The sequence below is a fragment of the Streptomyces violaceusniger Tu 4113 genome, assembly GCF_000147815.2.
Taxonomy (GTDB): Bacteria; Actinomycetota; Actinomycetes; order Streptomycetales; family Streptomycetaceae; genus Streptomyces; species Streptomyces violaceusniger_A.
In genome coordinates, this window is the sequence record NC_015957.1 from 9541956 (window position 1) to 9558162 (window position 16207).

Annotated in this window: 9 protein-coding genes and 1 tRNA gene; 3 read left to right on the forward strand and 7 right to left on the reverse strand. The window is 73.8% G+C overall.

Annotated elements, in window-relative coordinates; genetic code table 11:
- Positions 1–98: 98 nt before the first annotated feature.
- From STRVI_RS39030 to STRVI_RS39040, 3 genes are all read right to left on the reverse strand, one after another.
- Entirely contained in the window at positions 99–1169 is a 1071-nt protein-coding gene (locus tag STRVI_RS39030) for a YeiH family protein (protein ID WP_014061076.1), read from the reverse strand.
- Positions 1166–1816: a cysteine dioxygenase family protein gene (locus tag STRVI_RS39035; protein WP_014061077.1), complete on the reverse strand. Its 651-nt coding sequence runs from the start codon at positions 1814–1816 to the stop codon at positions 1166–1168. The genes STRVI_RS39030 and STRVI_RS39035 overlap by 4 nt, the downstream gene beginning before the upstream one ends.
- A gap of 126 nt (positions 1817–1942) precedes the next feature.
- Positions 1943–2848, reverse strand: a complete 906-nt coding sequence (locus STRVI_RS39040) for a LysR family transcriptional regulator (protein ID WP_014061078.1) — start codon at positions 2846–2848, stop codon at positions 1943–1945.
- Between the two features lie 228 nt (positions 2849–3076).
- Here STRVI_RS39040 and STRVI_RS39045 point away from each other — a divergent pair, with 228 nt between their 5' ends.
- The 3 genes from STRVI_RS39045 to STRVI_RS39055 all read left to right on the forward strand — a co-directional run bounded on the left by STRVI_RS39045 (position 3077) and on the right by STRVI_RS39055 (position 8678).
- Positions 3077–3952 carry an alpha/beta fold hydrolase gene (locus tag STRVI_RS39045; protein WP_043241274.1) on the forward strand — a complete coding sequence of 292 codons (876 nt, stop codon included), beginning with the start codon at positions 3077–3079 and terminating at the stop codon, positions 3950–3952.
- Between the two features lie 231 nt (positions 3953–4183).
- A tRNA-Cys gene (locus STRVI_RS39050) sits at positions 4184–4258 on the forward strand.
- Positions 4259–4577: 319 nt separating this feature from the next.
- Entirely contained in the window at positions 4578–8678 is a 4101-nt protein-coding gene (locus tag STRVI_RS39055; RefSeq protein WP_106685790.1) for a non-ribosomal peptide synthetase, read from the forward strand.
- Between the two features lie 135 nt (positions 8679–8813).
- Here the strand turns inward: STRVI_RS39055 and STRVI_RS39060 are convergent, their stop codons facing one another.
- The 4 genes from STRVI_RS39060 to STRVI_RS39075 all read right to left on the reverse strand — a co-directional run bounded on the left by STRVI_RS39060 (position 8814) and on the right by STRVI_RS39075 (position 16153).
- A complete protein-coding gene (locus STRVI_RS39060; protein ID WP_014061081.1) occupies positions 8814–11135 on the reverse strand; it encodes a xanthine dehydrogenase family protein molybdopterin-binding subunit in 2322 nt (773 codons plus the stop codon).
- Positions 11132–13276: a 2Fe-2S iron-sulfur cluster-binding protein gene (locus STRVI_RS39065; protein ID WP_043237253.1), complete on the reverse strand. Its 2145-nt coding sequence runs from the start codon at positions 13274–13276 to the stop codon at positions 11132–11134. Before STRVI_RS39065 ends, STRVI_RS39060 begins: the two co-directional genes overlap by 4 nt.
- Positions 13273–14172 carry an FAD binding domain-containing protein gene (locus tag STRVI_RS39070; protein ID WP_043237255.1) on the reverse strand — a complete coding sequence of 300 codons (900 nt, stop codon included), beginning with the start codon at positions 14170–14172 and terminating at the stop codon, positions 13273–13275. The genes STRVI_RS39065 and STRVI_RS39070 overlap by 4 nt, the downstream gene beginning before the upstream one ends.
- A gap of 325 nt (positions 14173–14497) precedes the next feature.
- Positions 14498–16153 (reverse strand): beta-N-acetylhexosaminidase, encoded by a 1656-nt coding sequence (locus tag STRVI_RS39075; protein ID WP_014061084.1) that lies wholly within the window; start codon positions 16151–16153, stop codon positions 14498–14500.
- Positions 16154–16207: the final 54 nt, after the last annotated feature.

Consider the following 16207-nt stretch of genomic DNA (forward strand, 5'->3'; position numbering starts at 1 on the left):
TAGCCGCACCCCGGCCCTTGGCCGGGCACCGGGCCCCGGCCACACACCGGTCCTGCGGGCCCTCGCCGCGCCCCCGGATCCCTGGGCCGCCTCCGGCCCTACGTGGTGAGCAGCACCCCCGCGTACGACGCCGCCGCGATCACCACCCAGGCGCACAGCCCCAGCGCCGCGACCCGGGCGCCGGTGCGGGTGAGTGAGGGGAGGTGGACGGCGCTGCCGAGGCCGAAGAGGGCGGCGGCGAGGAGGAGTTCCTGGGCCGTGGCGGCGGTGTCCAGCGCGGCGGTGGACAGGAGGTCCGTGCTGCGCAGGGCGGTCATCGCGAGAAAGCCGAGGACGAACAGCGGCACCAGCGGCGGCCGCCGCTTCGCCGCCTCGCCCGCCGCCGTCCCCTCGCCCGCCGCCGCCTTGGCGCGCTCCCGCGCCCGTACGGACATCGCGAGCGCCGCGACCAGCGGGGCGAGCAGGGCCACCCGCACCAGCTTGACCAGCACCGCGTCGCCCAGTGCCGCCGGCCCGGCGGTCTGCGCGGTGGCCACGACCTGGCCCACGTCGTGCACGCTCGCGCCCACCCACCGGCCGAACGCCACGTCGTCCAGCCCCAAGGGGTGCTGAAGCAGCGGCAGGACGGCGATGGCGAGCGTGCCGCACAGCGTCACCAGCGCCACGGAGGTGGCCACATCGCGCTCGTCGCTCTCCGACACTTCGCTCACCGCGCCGATCGCGGAGGCCCCGCAGATCGAGTAGCCGGTCGCGATCAGCAGCGGCTGATCTCCGCGCAGCCCCATCCGGCGGCCGAGCCACCAGGTGCCGCAGAAGGTGGCCGCGACCACGCCCAGGACCATCGCCACGGTGGCCCAGCCGAGGCCCAGCACATCGTTCAGGCTGAGCTTGAGGCCGAGCAGCACGATGCCGAGGCGCATCAGCCGCTTCCCGGCGAAGGAGAGCCCGGCGCGGCAGACGCCCCGGACGAGTCCGCGCGCCCCCGGCAGATGGGCCGCTACGATGCCCAGCACCACGGCGGCGGTCAGCAGGGGTACGGCGGGGAGCAGCCGGTGGACGCCCCAGGCGGTCGCCACCCCGGCCGCGGCGAGCCCGAGCCCGTACACGGTGGCGGGCGGCCGCCATCCGGCGGCCTGCCGCGCCCGGCCGGGCGCGGCGGTCAGCGTCACTGGCCGTCCACCATCGGAAGGCCGTGGGCCTCGTCCGCCGTCGGAAGGCCATTGACCTCGTCCGCCGTCGGAAGGCCATTGACCTCGTCCGCCGTCGGGAGGTCGTAGACCCGCCGGACGCTGCTGCCCAGGCGGGCGATGTCCGCTCCGTATACATGGATCGAGATCGCCTTCGTCCCGCAGGCGTTCCACACCCTGTGGATATCTCCGGGCGGCGCGAAACCGCACACCGCGCCCCGCGGGTTGACCACGTCCTCCACCGCGATCAGCCGCGAGCCCGGGCCGTCGGGGACGAGGCGGTAGCGCCGCTCGTGCTCCTCGCCCTCGTGGACACCGGTCACACACCAGGACACATGGTCATGGATCGCCGTGCGCTGACCGGGCAGCCACACCAGGGCGACGATCGAGAAGCTGCCGTCGGGCTCGGCGTGCAGAACGTGCTGGCGGTAGCGGCCGGGGTCGCCCTCGCGCTGCCCCGGGGTGAGCAGATCGACCGCGCCGAGGTGGGGCGCGAGCCGCTCGCCGACCAGATAGGCGGTCACATCGGGCGCCAGCCCCCGGCCGACGGCCTCGCGGACGTCGCCGACGAGCTCGCCGAGGCGTGCCGTGAGAAGACGGGAGGACGGATACGCGGTCGGGGTGCTCATGGTGGCAGCGTCCTGCCGCCGCCTCCATCACGTCCAACGACAGCTTGTTGAGCCCTCCCCAAGCTCTGCTTATGGATGGCGCCTGTGGATGGCGCCTATGGATAAGCGGTCAGCGCACGGCCGGGCTCAGCATCCGACCCGGTTCCCCGCCACCGTCTTCAGCTCCTCCAGCACCCGCGCGGTGGCCGGTATCTCCAGATGTTCGCGCAGCACATACGCCGAGACATGGCGGCGCGAGGCAGGGTCCAGGGCGCGCCCGGTGACCTTCTGGTGGCACAGGAACGAGAGCACCAGCCCCGGCATCATCGCCACGCCCAGCCCCGCCGCGACCATGCTCTGCACCACCAGATTGTCGTCGGTGGTGAAGGCGATGTCCGGGGCGAAGCCCTGCTCCGCGCATTCGTGCAGGAAGTTGGCGCGGCACCGCAGGCACCCGGCGATCCAGCGCTCCTCGCTCAGCTCCGCCAGCTTGACCGCCCGCCGTCTGGCCAGCGGATGCCCGGTCGGCAGCAGCACCGTGAGCTGGTCCTCCAGCAGCGGGATCTCCACCAGCTCGACGGGGGTCTCCTCGCGCAGCCCGGGATAGGTGAAGGCGAGCGTGATGTCGCACTCGCCGCGCACCACCCGCCCCAGCGAGTCCGGCGGCTCGCCCTCCAGCAGCTCCACCCGCACTCCCGGATGGGTGGCGGCGAGCCGGGCCATGGCCTCGGGGATGAGGGTCGCGTTGGCGCTGGGGAAGGCACAGACCCGCACCCGGCCCGAGCGCAGCCGGGTGATGGCGCTCATCTGCTGCTGGGCGGTGGAGATGCTGGTCAGGATGGTGTCGGCGTGACGGGCGAGGGTCTCCCCCGCCTCCGTCAGCCGCATCCCCCGGCCGACCCGGATGAACAGCGGACTGCCGACGGCCCGTTCCAGCGCCTTCATCTGCTGGGTGATGGCCGGCTGGGTGTAGCCGAGCGCGCGGGCGGCCCCGGAATAGGAGCCGGAGCGGACCACCTCATGGAACGTCTTGACGTGCCGGGAATCGAACACACGCGCATCATACGGAGAAGCGGACGGAAACCATAAGCGTAATTTGGGTCTGCGCAAGATCGCCCCAACCGAAGCTTTTGCGTCACACGGGCCGCCGGTCACGAGACAGCCGCCGGCCCCGGCACATGCGGCCACGACACCTGCGGTCACGGCACACACGCCACACCCGGCGCACGAGGTCACCGGTCAAGCACGGTCAAGATGACGATGCTGGGGCAAGCTGACTCCATGCCGCACTACACCTCGTATGACGGAACCGAGCTGGCCTACCGCGTCCTGGAGGCCCGGGACGGCTCAGCGGGGCCGCCGCTGATCTGCCTGGCGGGCGGGCCGGGGCGCAGCGCCGCGTATCTGGGCGACCTCGGCGGACTGAACGCCCATCACACCCTCGTCATCCCCGACAGCCGCGGCACCGGAGACTCCCCGCCGGCCGCCGACCCCAGTGGCTACGCCTTCCCGGGGCTCGCCGAGGACCTCGAGGCGCTCCGCCGCCATCTGGACCTCGCCCGCTTCCCGCTGCTCGCCCATGACGCGGCCGCCGCGACGGCCCAGGCGTACGCGGCCGCCCACCCCGAGCGGCTCGGCCGGCTGATCGTGGTCTGCCCGGGCGCGCGGCTGCAGGGCGAACTCCCCGAGGACGCCCGGGAGATCTTCGAGTCCCGCGCCGACGAGCCCTGGTGGCAGGAGGCGTACGCGGCGGTCCAGTTGCTGCCCGACACCACCGACCTCGCCGAGGTGCGCAGGCTGCTGCTGCAGGCCGCCCCCATGGCGTACGGCCGCTGGGAGGAGCCCCAGCGGGCGCACGCCGAGAGCGAGGGTGAGCAGCTCGGGCCGGTGCCGCGGGCCGGTTTCTGGCAGGGCGTCGACGAGGCGGGGCGGCGCGCGGTGCTGGCCCGGCTGCGGGAGGTGCCGTGCCCGGTGCTGGCGATCACCGGCGACCGGGACGCGGTGACGGGGATGCGGGCCGGGGAGCTGGTCGCCGAGTCCTTCCCGGACGGGCAGGCGCGGCCGCTGCCCGGGGTGGGCCACTATCCGTGGGTCGACGACCCGGATCTCTTCCGCCAGGTGGTCGAGGACTTCCTGGCGGATCGCCCCACGCCGTGAACCGGGGCCCGGCCGCCCCCGGGCATGCGTATCCGGGCGGGCACCCCAAGGCGGGCGCATCCGGGCGGGCGCCCCCAGGCGGGCGCATCCGGGCGGGCGCCCCCAGGCGGGCGCATCCGGGCGGGCGTATCCGGCGGCCATGAACGCAGTGTGTCAGTCGTATGGCAGCCCCCGCCTCGGCGTTGTGCCCGCCCCACCCCCGTCCTATCGTCGGGAACAGAGCACGACATCGGCCGTGTGCCCGAGTGGTTGAGGGGCTCGACTGCAAATCGAGTTACGTGGGTTCGATTCCCGCCACGGCCTCCACACACCATGCGCGGGCGCCCTCATGGGCGTCCGCGCAATGCGTTGCCGCTCGGTGAACTCTCGGACATGCTCTGGACACACGCGCCCTCCTGACGCATGCTCATCCACGCCGTCCAGCCGTCTCGGCACCGGGACACCCCAGGTAAATCCCTAGGGCTTCAGCGATTTTCACACTCTCGCCACCGAACGGTCTCCTGACCCCCTCACTGAGTGCAATTCCGTCTCATAGGGTCAGTGTGGTGCCTGCGGCCGCGTGGAAAACGACTCCCGGTCGACAGGCACCTTTTTCGACCGTGGTTCCATCCTCAATGGGGGAAATGTGCAGCCCGCCGCACCGGCCGCCCGTCTGCCGCTCTCGACCGGCCAGAGTGAGATCTGGTTCATTGAGCAGCTGGAGCCGCCGGAGAGCACCACCTTCAGGGTCGGCGAGTACCTGGAGATACAAGGACCGATAGACACCGAGATATTCGAGCGGGCGCTGCGCCGGGCGGTGGCGGAGGCCGAGCCCTACAACGTGCGGGTCGGCGAGGACGACGGGGAGCCCTGGCAGATCCTGGACCCGGTGACCGACTGGGAGCTGCCGAAGCTGGACCTCACCGGCGAGGACGACCCCTGGGCCGCGGCCGAGCGGTGGATGAAGAACGACCTGGCCACGGGGGCGCTCAAGCTGGGCGACTACCCGGCGTTCTCCTTCGCCCTGCTGAAGGTGGAGCCCGAGCGCTTCCTCTGGTACCAGGGCACGCACCACATCGTCTCGGACGCCGGATCGGCCGCCCTGCTGGGCCGGCGGACCGCCGAGGTGTACACCGCGCTCGTGGCGGGGACCGAACCGGCCGAGGGGGAACGGGCCGAGGGGGAAACGGTCTTCGGCTCCCTGCAGGCGATGGTGGACCAGGACGCGGAATACCGGGCCTCGCCGGATTTCGCCAAAGACCGCGCGTACTGGCTGGAACACGTCGGCGATTCCCCGCGCCCCGCACGGCTTTCCACCCACCCCACCAGGGAACTTTCCACCGCCCTCCGGCAGACCGCCTACCTGAGCGAGGAGGAAGCGGTCGAGCTGCGGGCCGCCGCCCGTAAATACGCCACCCACTGGTCGGCTATGATCATCGCAGCGACCTCTCTTTATCTGCATCGAATGACCGGTAAATCGGACATCATTCTGACGCTGCCGGTCTCCGGGCGTACCGATGCCACCGCCCGCACCATTCCCGGGATGTTCGCCAATGTGGTGCCGCTGCGCATCCAGGTGCGCGCCGATATGCGAATACGGGAGCTGGTACGGCAGATCTCACGGGAAGTCAGGCAGGCCCTGCGCCATCAGCGCTACCGCCGTATCGACCTGGCCCGGGATCTGCGACTTCCGGACGGCGGAAACGGTTTGCTCGGCCCGCACGTCAACATCATGACGTACGACTACGACTTCCACTTCGCCGGTCACCGGGTCAAGGGCCACAACCTCTCCAACGGAACTGTCGAGGATCTCTCGATCATGGGATACGACCGGTCCGACGGCACCGGTATCCGGATCGACCTCAACGCCAATTCCAACCTCTACACCGAGGACGCCCTCATCGCCCACCGGGAGCGCTTTCTCGGCCTGCTGCGCTCCCTCTCCGACATCTCCGACCTGCAGCGCACGGTCGGCTCCCTGGAGCTGCTGTCCGCCGAGGAGCGCCGGCGGGTCCTGGACGCGCCGGGCGAGACGGCGCATCCGACCTCCGGCGCCCTCCTCCCGGAGCTGCTGGCGGCCCAGGCCGCCCGGACTCCCGACGCCCAGGCCCTGGTCTGCGCCGACACCGTGGATGACACCGTGCTCAGCTACGCCGAGCTGGACCGGGCGGCGAACCGGCTGGCCCGGGTGCTCATCGCGCGCGGCGCCGGGCCCGAGCGCACCGTCGGCGTGGCCCTGCCCCGCTCCGCCGACCTGGTCATCGCGCTGATCGCGGTACTGAAGACGGGGGCCGCGTATCTGCCCCTGGACCTGGACTACCCGGCCGAGCGGCTGGCGTACATGCTCGACGACGCGGGCCCCGCCCTCGTCGTCACCCGCGCCGACAGCGCCGGGGCGCTGCCCGCGCGCCACGGTGTGGGGCGGCTGCTGCTGGACGTCGTGGACATCACCGGCGCCCGGGACGCGGTGAACGTTTCCGCTCCGGCGGTGGCGATCGACCCCGAGCACCCCGCGTACATCATCTACACCTCGGGCTCCACCGGCCGCCCCAAGGGCGTCCTGGTGCCCCACCGGGCCGTCGCCAACTGCCTGGAGTGGATGCAGGACGCCTACGGCCTCGCCCCCGGGGACCGGATGCTGCAGAAGACCCCGGCCGGGTTCGACGCCTCGGTCTGCGAGTTCTTCTGGCCGCTGCTCAGCGGCGCGACCCTGGTGGTCGCCAGGCCCGGCGGCCACAAGGACCCGGCGTATCTGGCGCGCACGGTGCGCGAACAGGGCATCACCGCGCTCCAGTTCGTACCGTCGATGCTCCAGGCGTTCCTCGCCGACCCGGCCGCCGCCGACGCGTGCGCGGGCGTCCTGCGGCGGGCCTCCAGCGGCGGTGAGGCGCTGCCGCGCGAGACCGCCGAGCGGTTCCACGAGCGGTTCCCCGGCGTGCCGCTGAACAACCTCTACGGGCCCACCGAGACCACCATCCAGATCGCCCACCACCCCTCCGCGCCCCGCGCTGAGGGGCCGGTGCCGATCGGCCGGCCGGTGTGGAACACCCGGATGTACGTCCTCGACACCGCCCTGAAGCCCTGCCCGGCCGGGGTCACCGGGGAGCTGTACGTGTCCGGGGCGCAACTGGCCCGCGGCTATCTGGGCCGCCGGGCCCTGACCGCCGAGCGGTTCGTGGCCGACCCCTACGGCCCGCCCGGCACCCGGATGTACCGCACCGGCGATCTGGCCCGCCGGCTGCCGGACGGCGACGTCGAGTACGTGGGCCGCACCGACGGCCAGGTCCAGCTCCGCGGTTTCCGTATCGAGCTGGGCGAGGTCGAGGCGGCGCTGCGGACGCTCCCCCAGGTCGCCGAGGCCGCCGCGGCGGTCCGCACCGACCGGCCCGGCGACCAGCGGCTGGTCGCCTATGTGACGGGCGCCGGGGACACCCCGCCGGACGCCGCCACGGCCCGCGAGGCGCTGGGCGAGGTGCTGCCCGAGCACATGGTGCCCAGTGCGGTCGTGGTCCTCGGCACCCTCCCTCTGGACGCCAACGGCAAGCTGGACCGGGCCGCGCTGCCCGCGCCCTCCTTCGAGGCCGCCACGGGCGGGCGGGCGCCCCGCACCCCGCGCGAGGAGACGCTGTGCGCGCTCTTCGGCGAGGTCCTGGGCGTCGACGGCGTCACCATCGACGACGACTTCTTCCTGCTCGGCGGCCATTCGCTGCTCGCCTCCAAGCTGGCCAGCCAGGCCCGCGCCACGCTGGCCACCGAGCTGTCGATGCGCGACCTCTTCGAGGCGCCGACCGTCGCCCGGCTGGTGGCCCGCCTGGACGCCGTGGGACCGGCCGAGGCGCAGCGGCAGCAGCCACTGGACATCCTGCTGCCGCTGCGCGGCGAGGGGCAGCGCCCGCCGCTGTTCTGCGTCCACCCCGGCGGCGGTCTCGGCTGGTCGTACACCGGGCTGCTCCGCCATCTCGCCCCGGACCAGCCGGTGTACGCCCTCCAGGCGCGCGGGCTGACCGAACCGGACGTCCTCCCGGCGAGCGTCGAGGAGATGGCCGCCGACTATCTGCGGCAGATCCGGACCGTCCAGCCGGCCGGTCCCTACCATCTGCTCGGCTGGTCCTTCGGCGGGCTGATCGCGCACGCCATGGCCACCCGGCTGCAGGCCCAGGGCGAGGAGGTCGCCGTACTGGCCGTGGTCGACGCCTACCCCGACAACGCCCAGGCGCTGCCCGAGGCACCGGAGCTCGGCAAGCGTCAGTGGCTGGGGGTGCTGCTCGACGACATCGGGGGCGGCGACATCTTCGCCCCGGGCTGGCTGGAGGCGCACCCCGACGGCGCGGACGGCACCGCCGACCTGGTGGCGGACCTCTGCCGGGAGACCGGGCTGCCCGCCCGGCTGCTGGAGGGCGAGACCAGCTTCCCGCTGCTCGACATCCTGCTCAACGACCAGGAGCTGATGCGGAAGTTCGCGCCCGACCGGTTCCACGGCGACATGCTGCTGTTCCACGCGGCGAAGGAGATCCCCGGCTACCGGCGCGATCCGCTGCATGTGCCGGACTCCTGGCGCCCCTTCGTGGATGGCGCCCTTACGGTGCACGGCGTCCCCGACCACCACTACCGGATGATGCGGGAGGAGTCCCTGGCCCGGATCGGCCCGGTGGTGGCGGCGGCGCTCGAAGCCGGCCGCCGCGCGCTCGGCACCGGCCGCCCGGCCGAGCACGACCGCCCCGTACTGAGCGCGGCCGCCATGCGCTGAGCACGGAAGCCGGGCGCGATCGCCGGGCACGGAAGCCGGGCACTGGAACGGGCGCCCCGCGACGGCGGGGCGCCCACGGCCGGCGCCTTACGGATGCGTCGGCTACCTACGGCCGGCGCCTTACGGACGCGTCGGCTACGTACGGTTGACGACCGCCGCCTGGGGGCGGATCGGGAGGCGGTTGACCGGACGGCCGGTGGCCGCGCGGACCGCCGCCGCCACCGCCGCCGGGGAGGTCACCACCGGCACCGCGCTGACCGGCTTGGCACCGAAGGGTGCCACCACGTCCCGCTCCTCGACCAGCTTGACGATGCGGATGTCGGGGACGTCCAGGGCGGTCGGCAGGGCGTAGCCGGTCAGGTCCGGGTGCCGGACCACACCGCGTGAGGTGCGCAGGTTCTCGGTGAGGGCCGCGCCGATGCCCTGGGCGACGCCCGCCTCGATACGGGCCCTGAGCTGACGCGGGTTGAGGATCCGGCCCACGTCCTGCGCCACCGTCATGTCGACGACCCGTACCGCGCCGATCTCGATGTCGACGTCCACCACGGCGCGCACCGCGCAGTAGGCGAGCCCGACGAAGGCGTCACCCTGCCCGGTCTCGTCCAGCGGCTCGGTGGGATGCGGACGGCACTGCGCGGTGGCCCACAGCTCCTTGCCCTCCAGGGCCTCCTCGACGGTGGTGCTGAGCACCCCGTCATACGAGGTGATCTTGCCGTCGGCGATGCTGAGCAGCTCGGTCGACATGCCGAACGTATGCGCGAGGGGCTGCAGGAGCTGGGTGCGGACCATCTTCGCGGCCCGCTCGACCGCACCGCCGGAGACCCAGGTGTGGCGGCCGCGCGAGGCGGGCCCGGCCGGGGGCTGGTCGGTGTCGATGGGCGCGATATGGACCTCCTCGATGCCGAGGACGTCCTGGACGATCTGGCGGGCCAGAGTGGCGAAGCCCTGGCCGGTGTCGACGGCCGCGCAGATCACGGTGGCCACCGGGCCGGTGACCTTGACGGTGGCGGTGGAGACCTCGTCGGCCCCCTCGGCGCCGAGCATATGGACCATGCCGAGGGCGTAGCCGACCCCGCGCCGCACGGCGGCCGGGTCGCCCGCGCCCTCCAGGCCGCCCGGCAGCAGCCACTCCTCCTCGGGTTGGTCCTTGGGGAGGGCGGGCAGCGGTGCGTCCCTTACGGCCTGCAGCAGTTCGGCGACCGGGGCCGGGCAGGTGACGGTCTGCCCGGTGGGCAGCAGATCGCCGGTGGCCATCACATTGCGCATCCGGATCTCGAGGGGGTCGATGCCCAGCTTGGCCGCCAGCTTGTCCATCTGGCCCTCGTACGCCGCGCACACCTGCATCGCGCCCTCGCCGCGCACATGGCCGGAGGGCGGGTTGTTGGTGCGTACGGCCCAGCCCTCGATGAAGGCGTGCGGGACGACGTAGGGGCCGCAGGCGAAGGAGACGACGGCGGCCAGGGTGTCCCCCGAGGAGTCGGCGTAGGCCCCCGCGTCCAGCAGGATCTGCGCCTCGACCTTCACCAGCTTGCCCTGGGAGTCCGCGTGGTGGCGGTAGCGCAGCAGGGTGGGGTGGCGGTGGGCGTGGCCGAGGAAGGACTCCTCACGGGTCGCGGCCAGCTTCACCGGATGTCCGGTGCGCAACGCCAGCAGCCCGAGCGGCAACTGCATCCCCGGGTCCTCGCGCTCGCCCATGGCGCCGGGGACGCCGGTGACGACGACCTTCACCCGCTCCGGCTCCAGGCCGAAGCAGGCGGCGGCCAGGTCGCGGTCGGCGTGCGGATCGGTGGAGGCGGTGTAGATCTCCACCCCGCCGTCGGGGCGCGGCACGGCCAGGCCCGCCTCGGCGCCGATGGGCGCCGGGTCCTGACGGCCGATGCGGTACAGCCCCTCGGCGATAACCTCGCCGACCACGTCCGGGTCGCCGAAGGACAGCGGGATATGGCGGACCAGATTGCCGTCGGGGTGCAGCGGCTCGGCGGAGAACGCCTGCTCGGGGTCGGTGACCGGCTCCAGCACCTCGTACTCGACGGCGATGGCGGCGGCCGCCAGCCGGGCGGTGTCGGGGTGGTCGGCGGCGACCGCGGCGATGGGCTCGCCGTGGTGGCGGACCAGGTCCTTGGCGAACACCGGACGGTCGGCGACCCGGCGGCCGTGGGAGGCGTCGCCGGGCACGTCGGCGTGGGTCACCACGGCCCGTACGCCCGGCATCTCGTCGGCCTGCGTGGTGTCGATGGAGACGATGCGGGCGTGCGGGTGCGGGGAGCGCAGCACCGCGGCCCACAGCAGTCCCTCGGCCCACAGGTCGGCCGCGTAGGGGAAGGTGCCCGAGGTCTTGGCCGCCGAGTCGGCGGGCGGCAGGGACACGCCGAGGCCCATGGTGGACGGGGGCTGGATGGGCGTTCCGGCGGCGGGGGTGGCGGTGACGGCGCCCCCGCCGTCCGCGATTCCGGTCATGCCGATGCCCTTCCGCTACCGCTTCCGTTGACGCTCCCGTTGCCGGTGATGCCGTGCGGTCCCGTCTGGTGCGGGATACGGGCCGGGTCCTGGTGGACGTCGGGTCCGCCGTCCGGCTCGGCCTGCGCCGCCTCGTCGGCGGCCTCGCGGCCCGCGACGACCTCGCGGACGGCGTCGAGGATCCCGCGGTAGCCGGAGCAGCGGCAGAGGTTGCCGGAGATCGCCTGGCGGGTCTCCTGGTCGGTGGGGGCGTGGTTGCCCTCGAGGAGGTCGTGCATGGTCATCGCGAGCCCGGGCACGCAGAAGCCGCACTGCACGGCCCCGCACTCGGCGAGCGCCCGCTGGACGTCGGAGGGCTGTCCGCCGGTGGCCAGGCCCTCGACGGTGCGGACCTCGCTGCCCGCGGCGGTGGCGGCGGGCACCAGGCAGGAGGCCACGAGCCGCCCGTCGACCTGCACCGAGCAGGCCCCGCACTCGCCCTGCGAGCAGCCGTCCTTGGCCCCGGCGAGGCCGAGGCGCTCCCGCAGGACGTAGAGCAGCGACTCGCCGATCCAGACGTCGGTGACGGGGCGGTCGGCGCCGTTGACGCGCAGCACGTAGGAGGCGAGCGGATGCTCGCTGTGGCTCGGCTGCTCGTCGGCGGCCGGGTCGGCCGGGGCGGAACCGGGGTCCGTAAGGGGCTCGCCGGGGGCGGCAGCGGCCTCGGGAGCGTCCGTCGGGGTCCCGGCCGGGGCGGCCGCGAACGCGTCCTCGGCCGCGGCCGCGGCCGGTTCAGGCTCGGCCGCGGGCTCGGCGGGCTCCGGCTCGGCGTCGTCCGGCAGCGCTTCGGCCGGGGCCTCGGCGGCGTTCGGCGCGGCGTCGGGGGCGTCGGTGCGGCCCGCGTCGTCCTCGGGGCCGGGGTGCGGGGCGTGCCCATGGGCCTCGCCCGCGAACCGGTCGTCCGCGAACCGGTCGTCCGCGAACGCGCCGGGCCAGCTCGTCTCCTGGGGCAGCCCGGGCGCCAGGCTGCCGTGCGGCGGGGTCTCCAGTCCGGCGTGCTGACCGTCGATGGGGAACTCGCCGGAGCCCCCGGCGGCCGGACCGCCGGGCCGCCGCCCGGGGGCGTCGCCGGGCGTCCGCTCACCGGGCGCCGGGTTGCCATGGGGCGGGGTGCCACGGGGCGGGGTGTGCAGCCCCTGGTGCCCCTCGGCCGCGAACTCGCCCGAGTCCCCGGCGGAGGGCCCCGGCCACGCCGGGTCCTGTCGGTCGGGCATGCGCAGCCGGCGGCGGGCGGGCGGCTGCGTGGGCGTGGCCGACGGGGCGGCCGCGGCCGGGCCCGGGTGGCCCTCGACCGCGTACTCCCCGGAGTCCTCCGCGCCCTCCTCGGCGGCCGGAACCGACCACTGGCCGCTGTGCCCCTGCTGCTGCCCGGGCGCGGGCTGGTGGGGCTGATGCGGCTGGTGGGGCTGCTGCCGGGGCGCCGACCCGGCGAAGGGCATCCGCAACTGGGCCGTCGTCTGCGGGTCCTGAGGGCCGTCCGCGTGGCCGCCGTACGGAGGGACGGCCGGGCCGGGGTGGTCGTCGACCCGGTACTCACCGGTCTCGTCCACACCCTCGTCGCCCGCGACCGGGATGGTCCACTGGCTGGTCTGCACGGGCCCGCCCGCGCCGTTGTCGGACGAGGCGGGCACCGGCCAGTCGTCGACCGGCCAGTCGTCCACCGGTTCCTCGGCCGCCGGAGCCGGCCAGTGGCCGGTGTGCGGCGGGTAGTGGCCCTGCTGGTCCTCGGGGGGCACCGGCCACTGGACGGAGCCGTGCGGATCGTGGTGGCCGCCGTACAGGTAGCCGCCGTCGGTCTCCGCGGTGGTCCAGTGCCCGGTCATGCCCTGGTCGTGGGGAGCGCCCTGGCCGTGGCCGGACGGCTGCCACTGGCCGCCATGGGACGGGTCACCGTGCTCCACGTCCATCGGCGGGGGCGCGTAGCCGGTGCCGGGCGCCGCGAGCGGGTCCCAACGGCCGGACGGATCGGTCGGGTCCGGGTGGGCGTAGTCGGGCGGCAACTGTACGAAGGCCGTCGACTCGGCGTCGTACTCCGGGCCGTGCGGCATCGGCTGCCATCCGCTCCCCGGATCCGGCCGGTGCGGCTGCTGTTCATCACTCACGCGAGTGCCCTCCCCAGAGCTCGGCGGGCCAGGGCCGCCACGGTACGCCTCAGGTGGATCGCGGCAGGTGGCAGGGGGACCGGCTCGCTTCCGTCCTGCGGGGGCAGCGGATCGGGAATGCACGCGGCGGCGACGTACTCGCCGAAAGCGGTGGTGACCTGCGGATCGAGATGGCCGCGGTCGCCGTCCCAGTCGATGAGCGAGGCGACCCAGCGCTCGGCGTCCAGGGGGCGCAGCGGCATCGGCGCGACCGCGCCGACCGCACAGCGCACCCCGCGCCGCGCGGGGTCCAGGACGAGGGCGACGGAGGCGGTCGCCCGGCCGGGCCCGGTGCGCCCGGTGGCCTTGATGAAGGTCTGTGGGGCGTGCAGCAGCGGAACCCGGACGAATCCGACGAGTTCACCGGGGTTCAGCAGATCGACCCCGGCGAGCAGATGGCTGACCGGGATCTCGCGGCGGGACCCCTCGGGCCCGGCGATGATGACGGTGGCCTCCAGCGCGGCGAGCACCGGCAGCGCGTCGCCGGTGGGGGCGGCGGTGACGATGTTGCCGCCGAGGGTGCCCGCGTTGCGGATCTGTGGTGGTCCGGCGGCCCGCGCGGCCGCGGCCAGCGCCGGGATCAGCGCGGCGAAGTCGGGGCGGCCCATCCGGGCGTGGGTGAGTCCGGCGCCGAGGAGGGCGTGCCCGTCCAGATAGCGCCAGCCTCGGATTTCGCTGATCCGGCCGAGGCCGACGAGCGCGGCGGGCCGCAGCAGGCCGGAGTTGACCGCGGCCATCAGATCGGTACCGCCCGCCACGGGCACGGCGGCGGGCATGGCGGCCAGTGCCGCCACGGCCTCGTCGAGCGTGCCCGGCAACGTCACCGTGTGCGCCGCCTGCGGTGCGTGCGTGGTCAACCCAGCTGCCCCTTCCCCGGTGTCCCGGCTGTTGCGCCGTACGGTACGTGCTGACAGCCCGGGCGTGGCAACTCTGGCACATCTTGCGAGCCCGCCGTCGTGGGGGTCCGTGATCCGTGGATCCGTCCCTGACCTGGGGGATGGTACGGGTTTGGGGCAAGGTCTCCGCCGGGAGTGGATTGCCACGTTTCAGGGACCCTTGTGCGATTTGGTCTTGCGCCGGAGGGACTACGCTCCCAGGGGCGGCGGAGCGTCGGTGCGCACCTTTTCAGGGTCCGGTCACCCGGCCGCGGCCGGGGGGTGCCCCCGGCCGCGGCGGGGCGGCTCACACCATCGGGGGCGCTCCCTCGCGCGGGCGTCCGAGCAGGCCGGGGCGCTGCTGCCAGGGAAGCGGCCCGGCGGGCGGGCGGTAGCTCACGCCGAGCGCGTCCAAACGCGCGTAATGTGCCTCCATGCGCCCCTGGAACGCCCCGAAGTCCCGTTCGGGCGAGGGCGGCAGCGCCGACCAGACGACCTCGGCGAAGGCGGCGAGCCGGGGGAAGGTCTGGTAGTCGACGCGCCGGCGGTCCTCCATGACCTCGGTCCAGACATTGGCCTGGGCGCCCAGCACCCGGTCCGCGTCGGCTCCGGTGAGCTGCGGTGGAACCGGTTCGAAGCGATAGACATCCTCCAGGGTGCGGACGTAGCCGATCGGGACCGGCTCGTCCTCGCCCGGAGCCTGCCGGTGGTCGAAGTACACCTGCTGCTCGGGGCACATGACGACGTCATGGCCGGCCCGCGCGGCGGCGATCCCGCCCGCGTAGCCCTGCCAGGAGGAGACCGCGGCGCCCTCGGGAAGCGGGGCGTCGGGCGCGCCGCCCTCGAGGATCTCGTCCCAGCCGATCAGCCGGCGCCCGCGCTCGGCGAGCCAGTGGCCGAAGTGGCGGATGAACCAGCTCTGCAGCTCGTCCTCGTCGGCGAGGCCCTGCGCGCGGATGCGCTCCTGGGCGGCCGGGGACGCCTTCCACTGGTCCTTGGGGCACTCGTCGCCGCCGATGTGGACGAAGGTGCCGGGGAACAGCTCCAGGACCTCTTCCAGCACATGCTCGAAGAAGCGGAGCGTGTTGTCGGTGGGGGCGAGTACGTTCGGGTTGATGCCCCAGGTGGTCCAGACTCCGAGGGAGGCGGTGTCGATGACATCGGTGTTGCCCAGTTCCGGGTACGCGGCGATGGCGGCTTGCGAATGCCCGGGAATGTCGATCTCCGGCACGACGGTGATATGCCGCTCGGCGGCGTAGGCGACGATCTCGCGGATGTCGTCCTGGGTGTAGTAACCGCCGTGCGGCCGCTCGTCCCACAGCGGGGACGCCCGGTGGCCGAGCTTGGTGCGCTCACGCCAGGCGCCGGTCTCCGTCAGCCTCGGATAGCGGCGGATCTCGACGCGCCAGCCCTGGTCGTCGGTGAGATGGAAGTGGAACACATTGAGCTTGTGGGCGGCGAGCAGGTCGAGATAGGCGAAGACGCCGTCCTTGGGCATGAAGTGACGGGCCACATCGAGCATCAGTCCGCGCCAGGCGAACCGGGGCGCGTCCTCGACCGTCCGCTCCGCCAGCTCCCAGCCGGTCTCCGCGTCCCTGAGCGGAGCGCGGCGGAAGGCGTCGGGGCCGAGCAACTGACGGAGCGTCTGGGTGCCCCAGTGGACGCCCGCGGCCGTGCCGCCCGCGATCTCCACCCGGCCGTCGGCCACGGTGAGCCGGTAGCCCTCGGGCTCCAGCGCGGCGTCGATCCGCAGCGTGAGGGTGTCGGGGCGGCCGGGTTCGCCGTCCGGCAGGGACAGGCCGAGCGCCTGGCCGAGGGTGGTGCGCAGCAGACGCGCCACGCCCTCGGTGCCGGGGCCGGCGGCCAGGGCGGTGTGCCGCGGGTGGATCCGCGCGCCCGCGCGGCCCGTACGGCTCTGGTCATGGCGGGGCGCGGGGATCAGCCCCGCGGCGGCGTGTGTCATCTGCTCCCTCATCGGCCCTTGTCGGCGCTTCCCGGCGTTTGTCGGCGCGTTGGC

Bases quoted from the DNA above. Each gene is read 5' to 3' on its own strand.
- STRVI_RS39045 (WP_043241274.1), top strand. From the start codon at position 3,077: ATGCCGCACTACACCTCGTATGACGGAACCGAGCTGGCCTACCGCGTC.
- STRVI_RS39075 (WP_014061084.1), bottom strand. From the start codon at position 16,153: ATGACACACGCCGCCGCGGGGCTGATCCCCGCGCCCCGCCATGACCAG.
- STRVI_RS39035 (WP_014061077.1), bottom strand. From the start codon at position 1,816: ATGAGCACCCCGACCGCGTATCCGTCCTCCCGTCTTCTCACGGCACGC.
- STRVI_RS39060 (WP_014061081.1), bottom strand. From the start codon at position 11,135: ATGACCGGAATCGCGGACGGCGGGGGCGCCGTCACCGCCACCCCCGCC.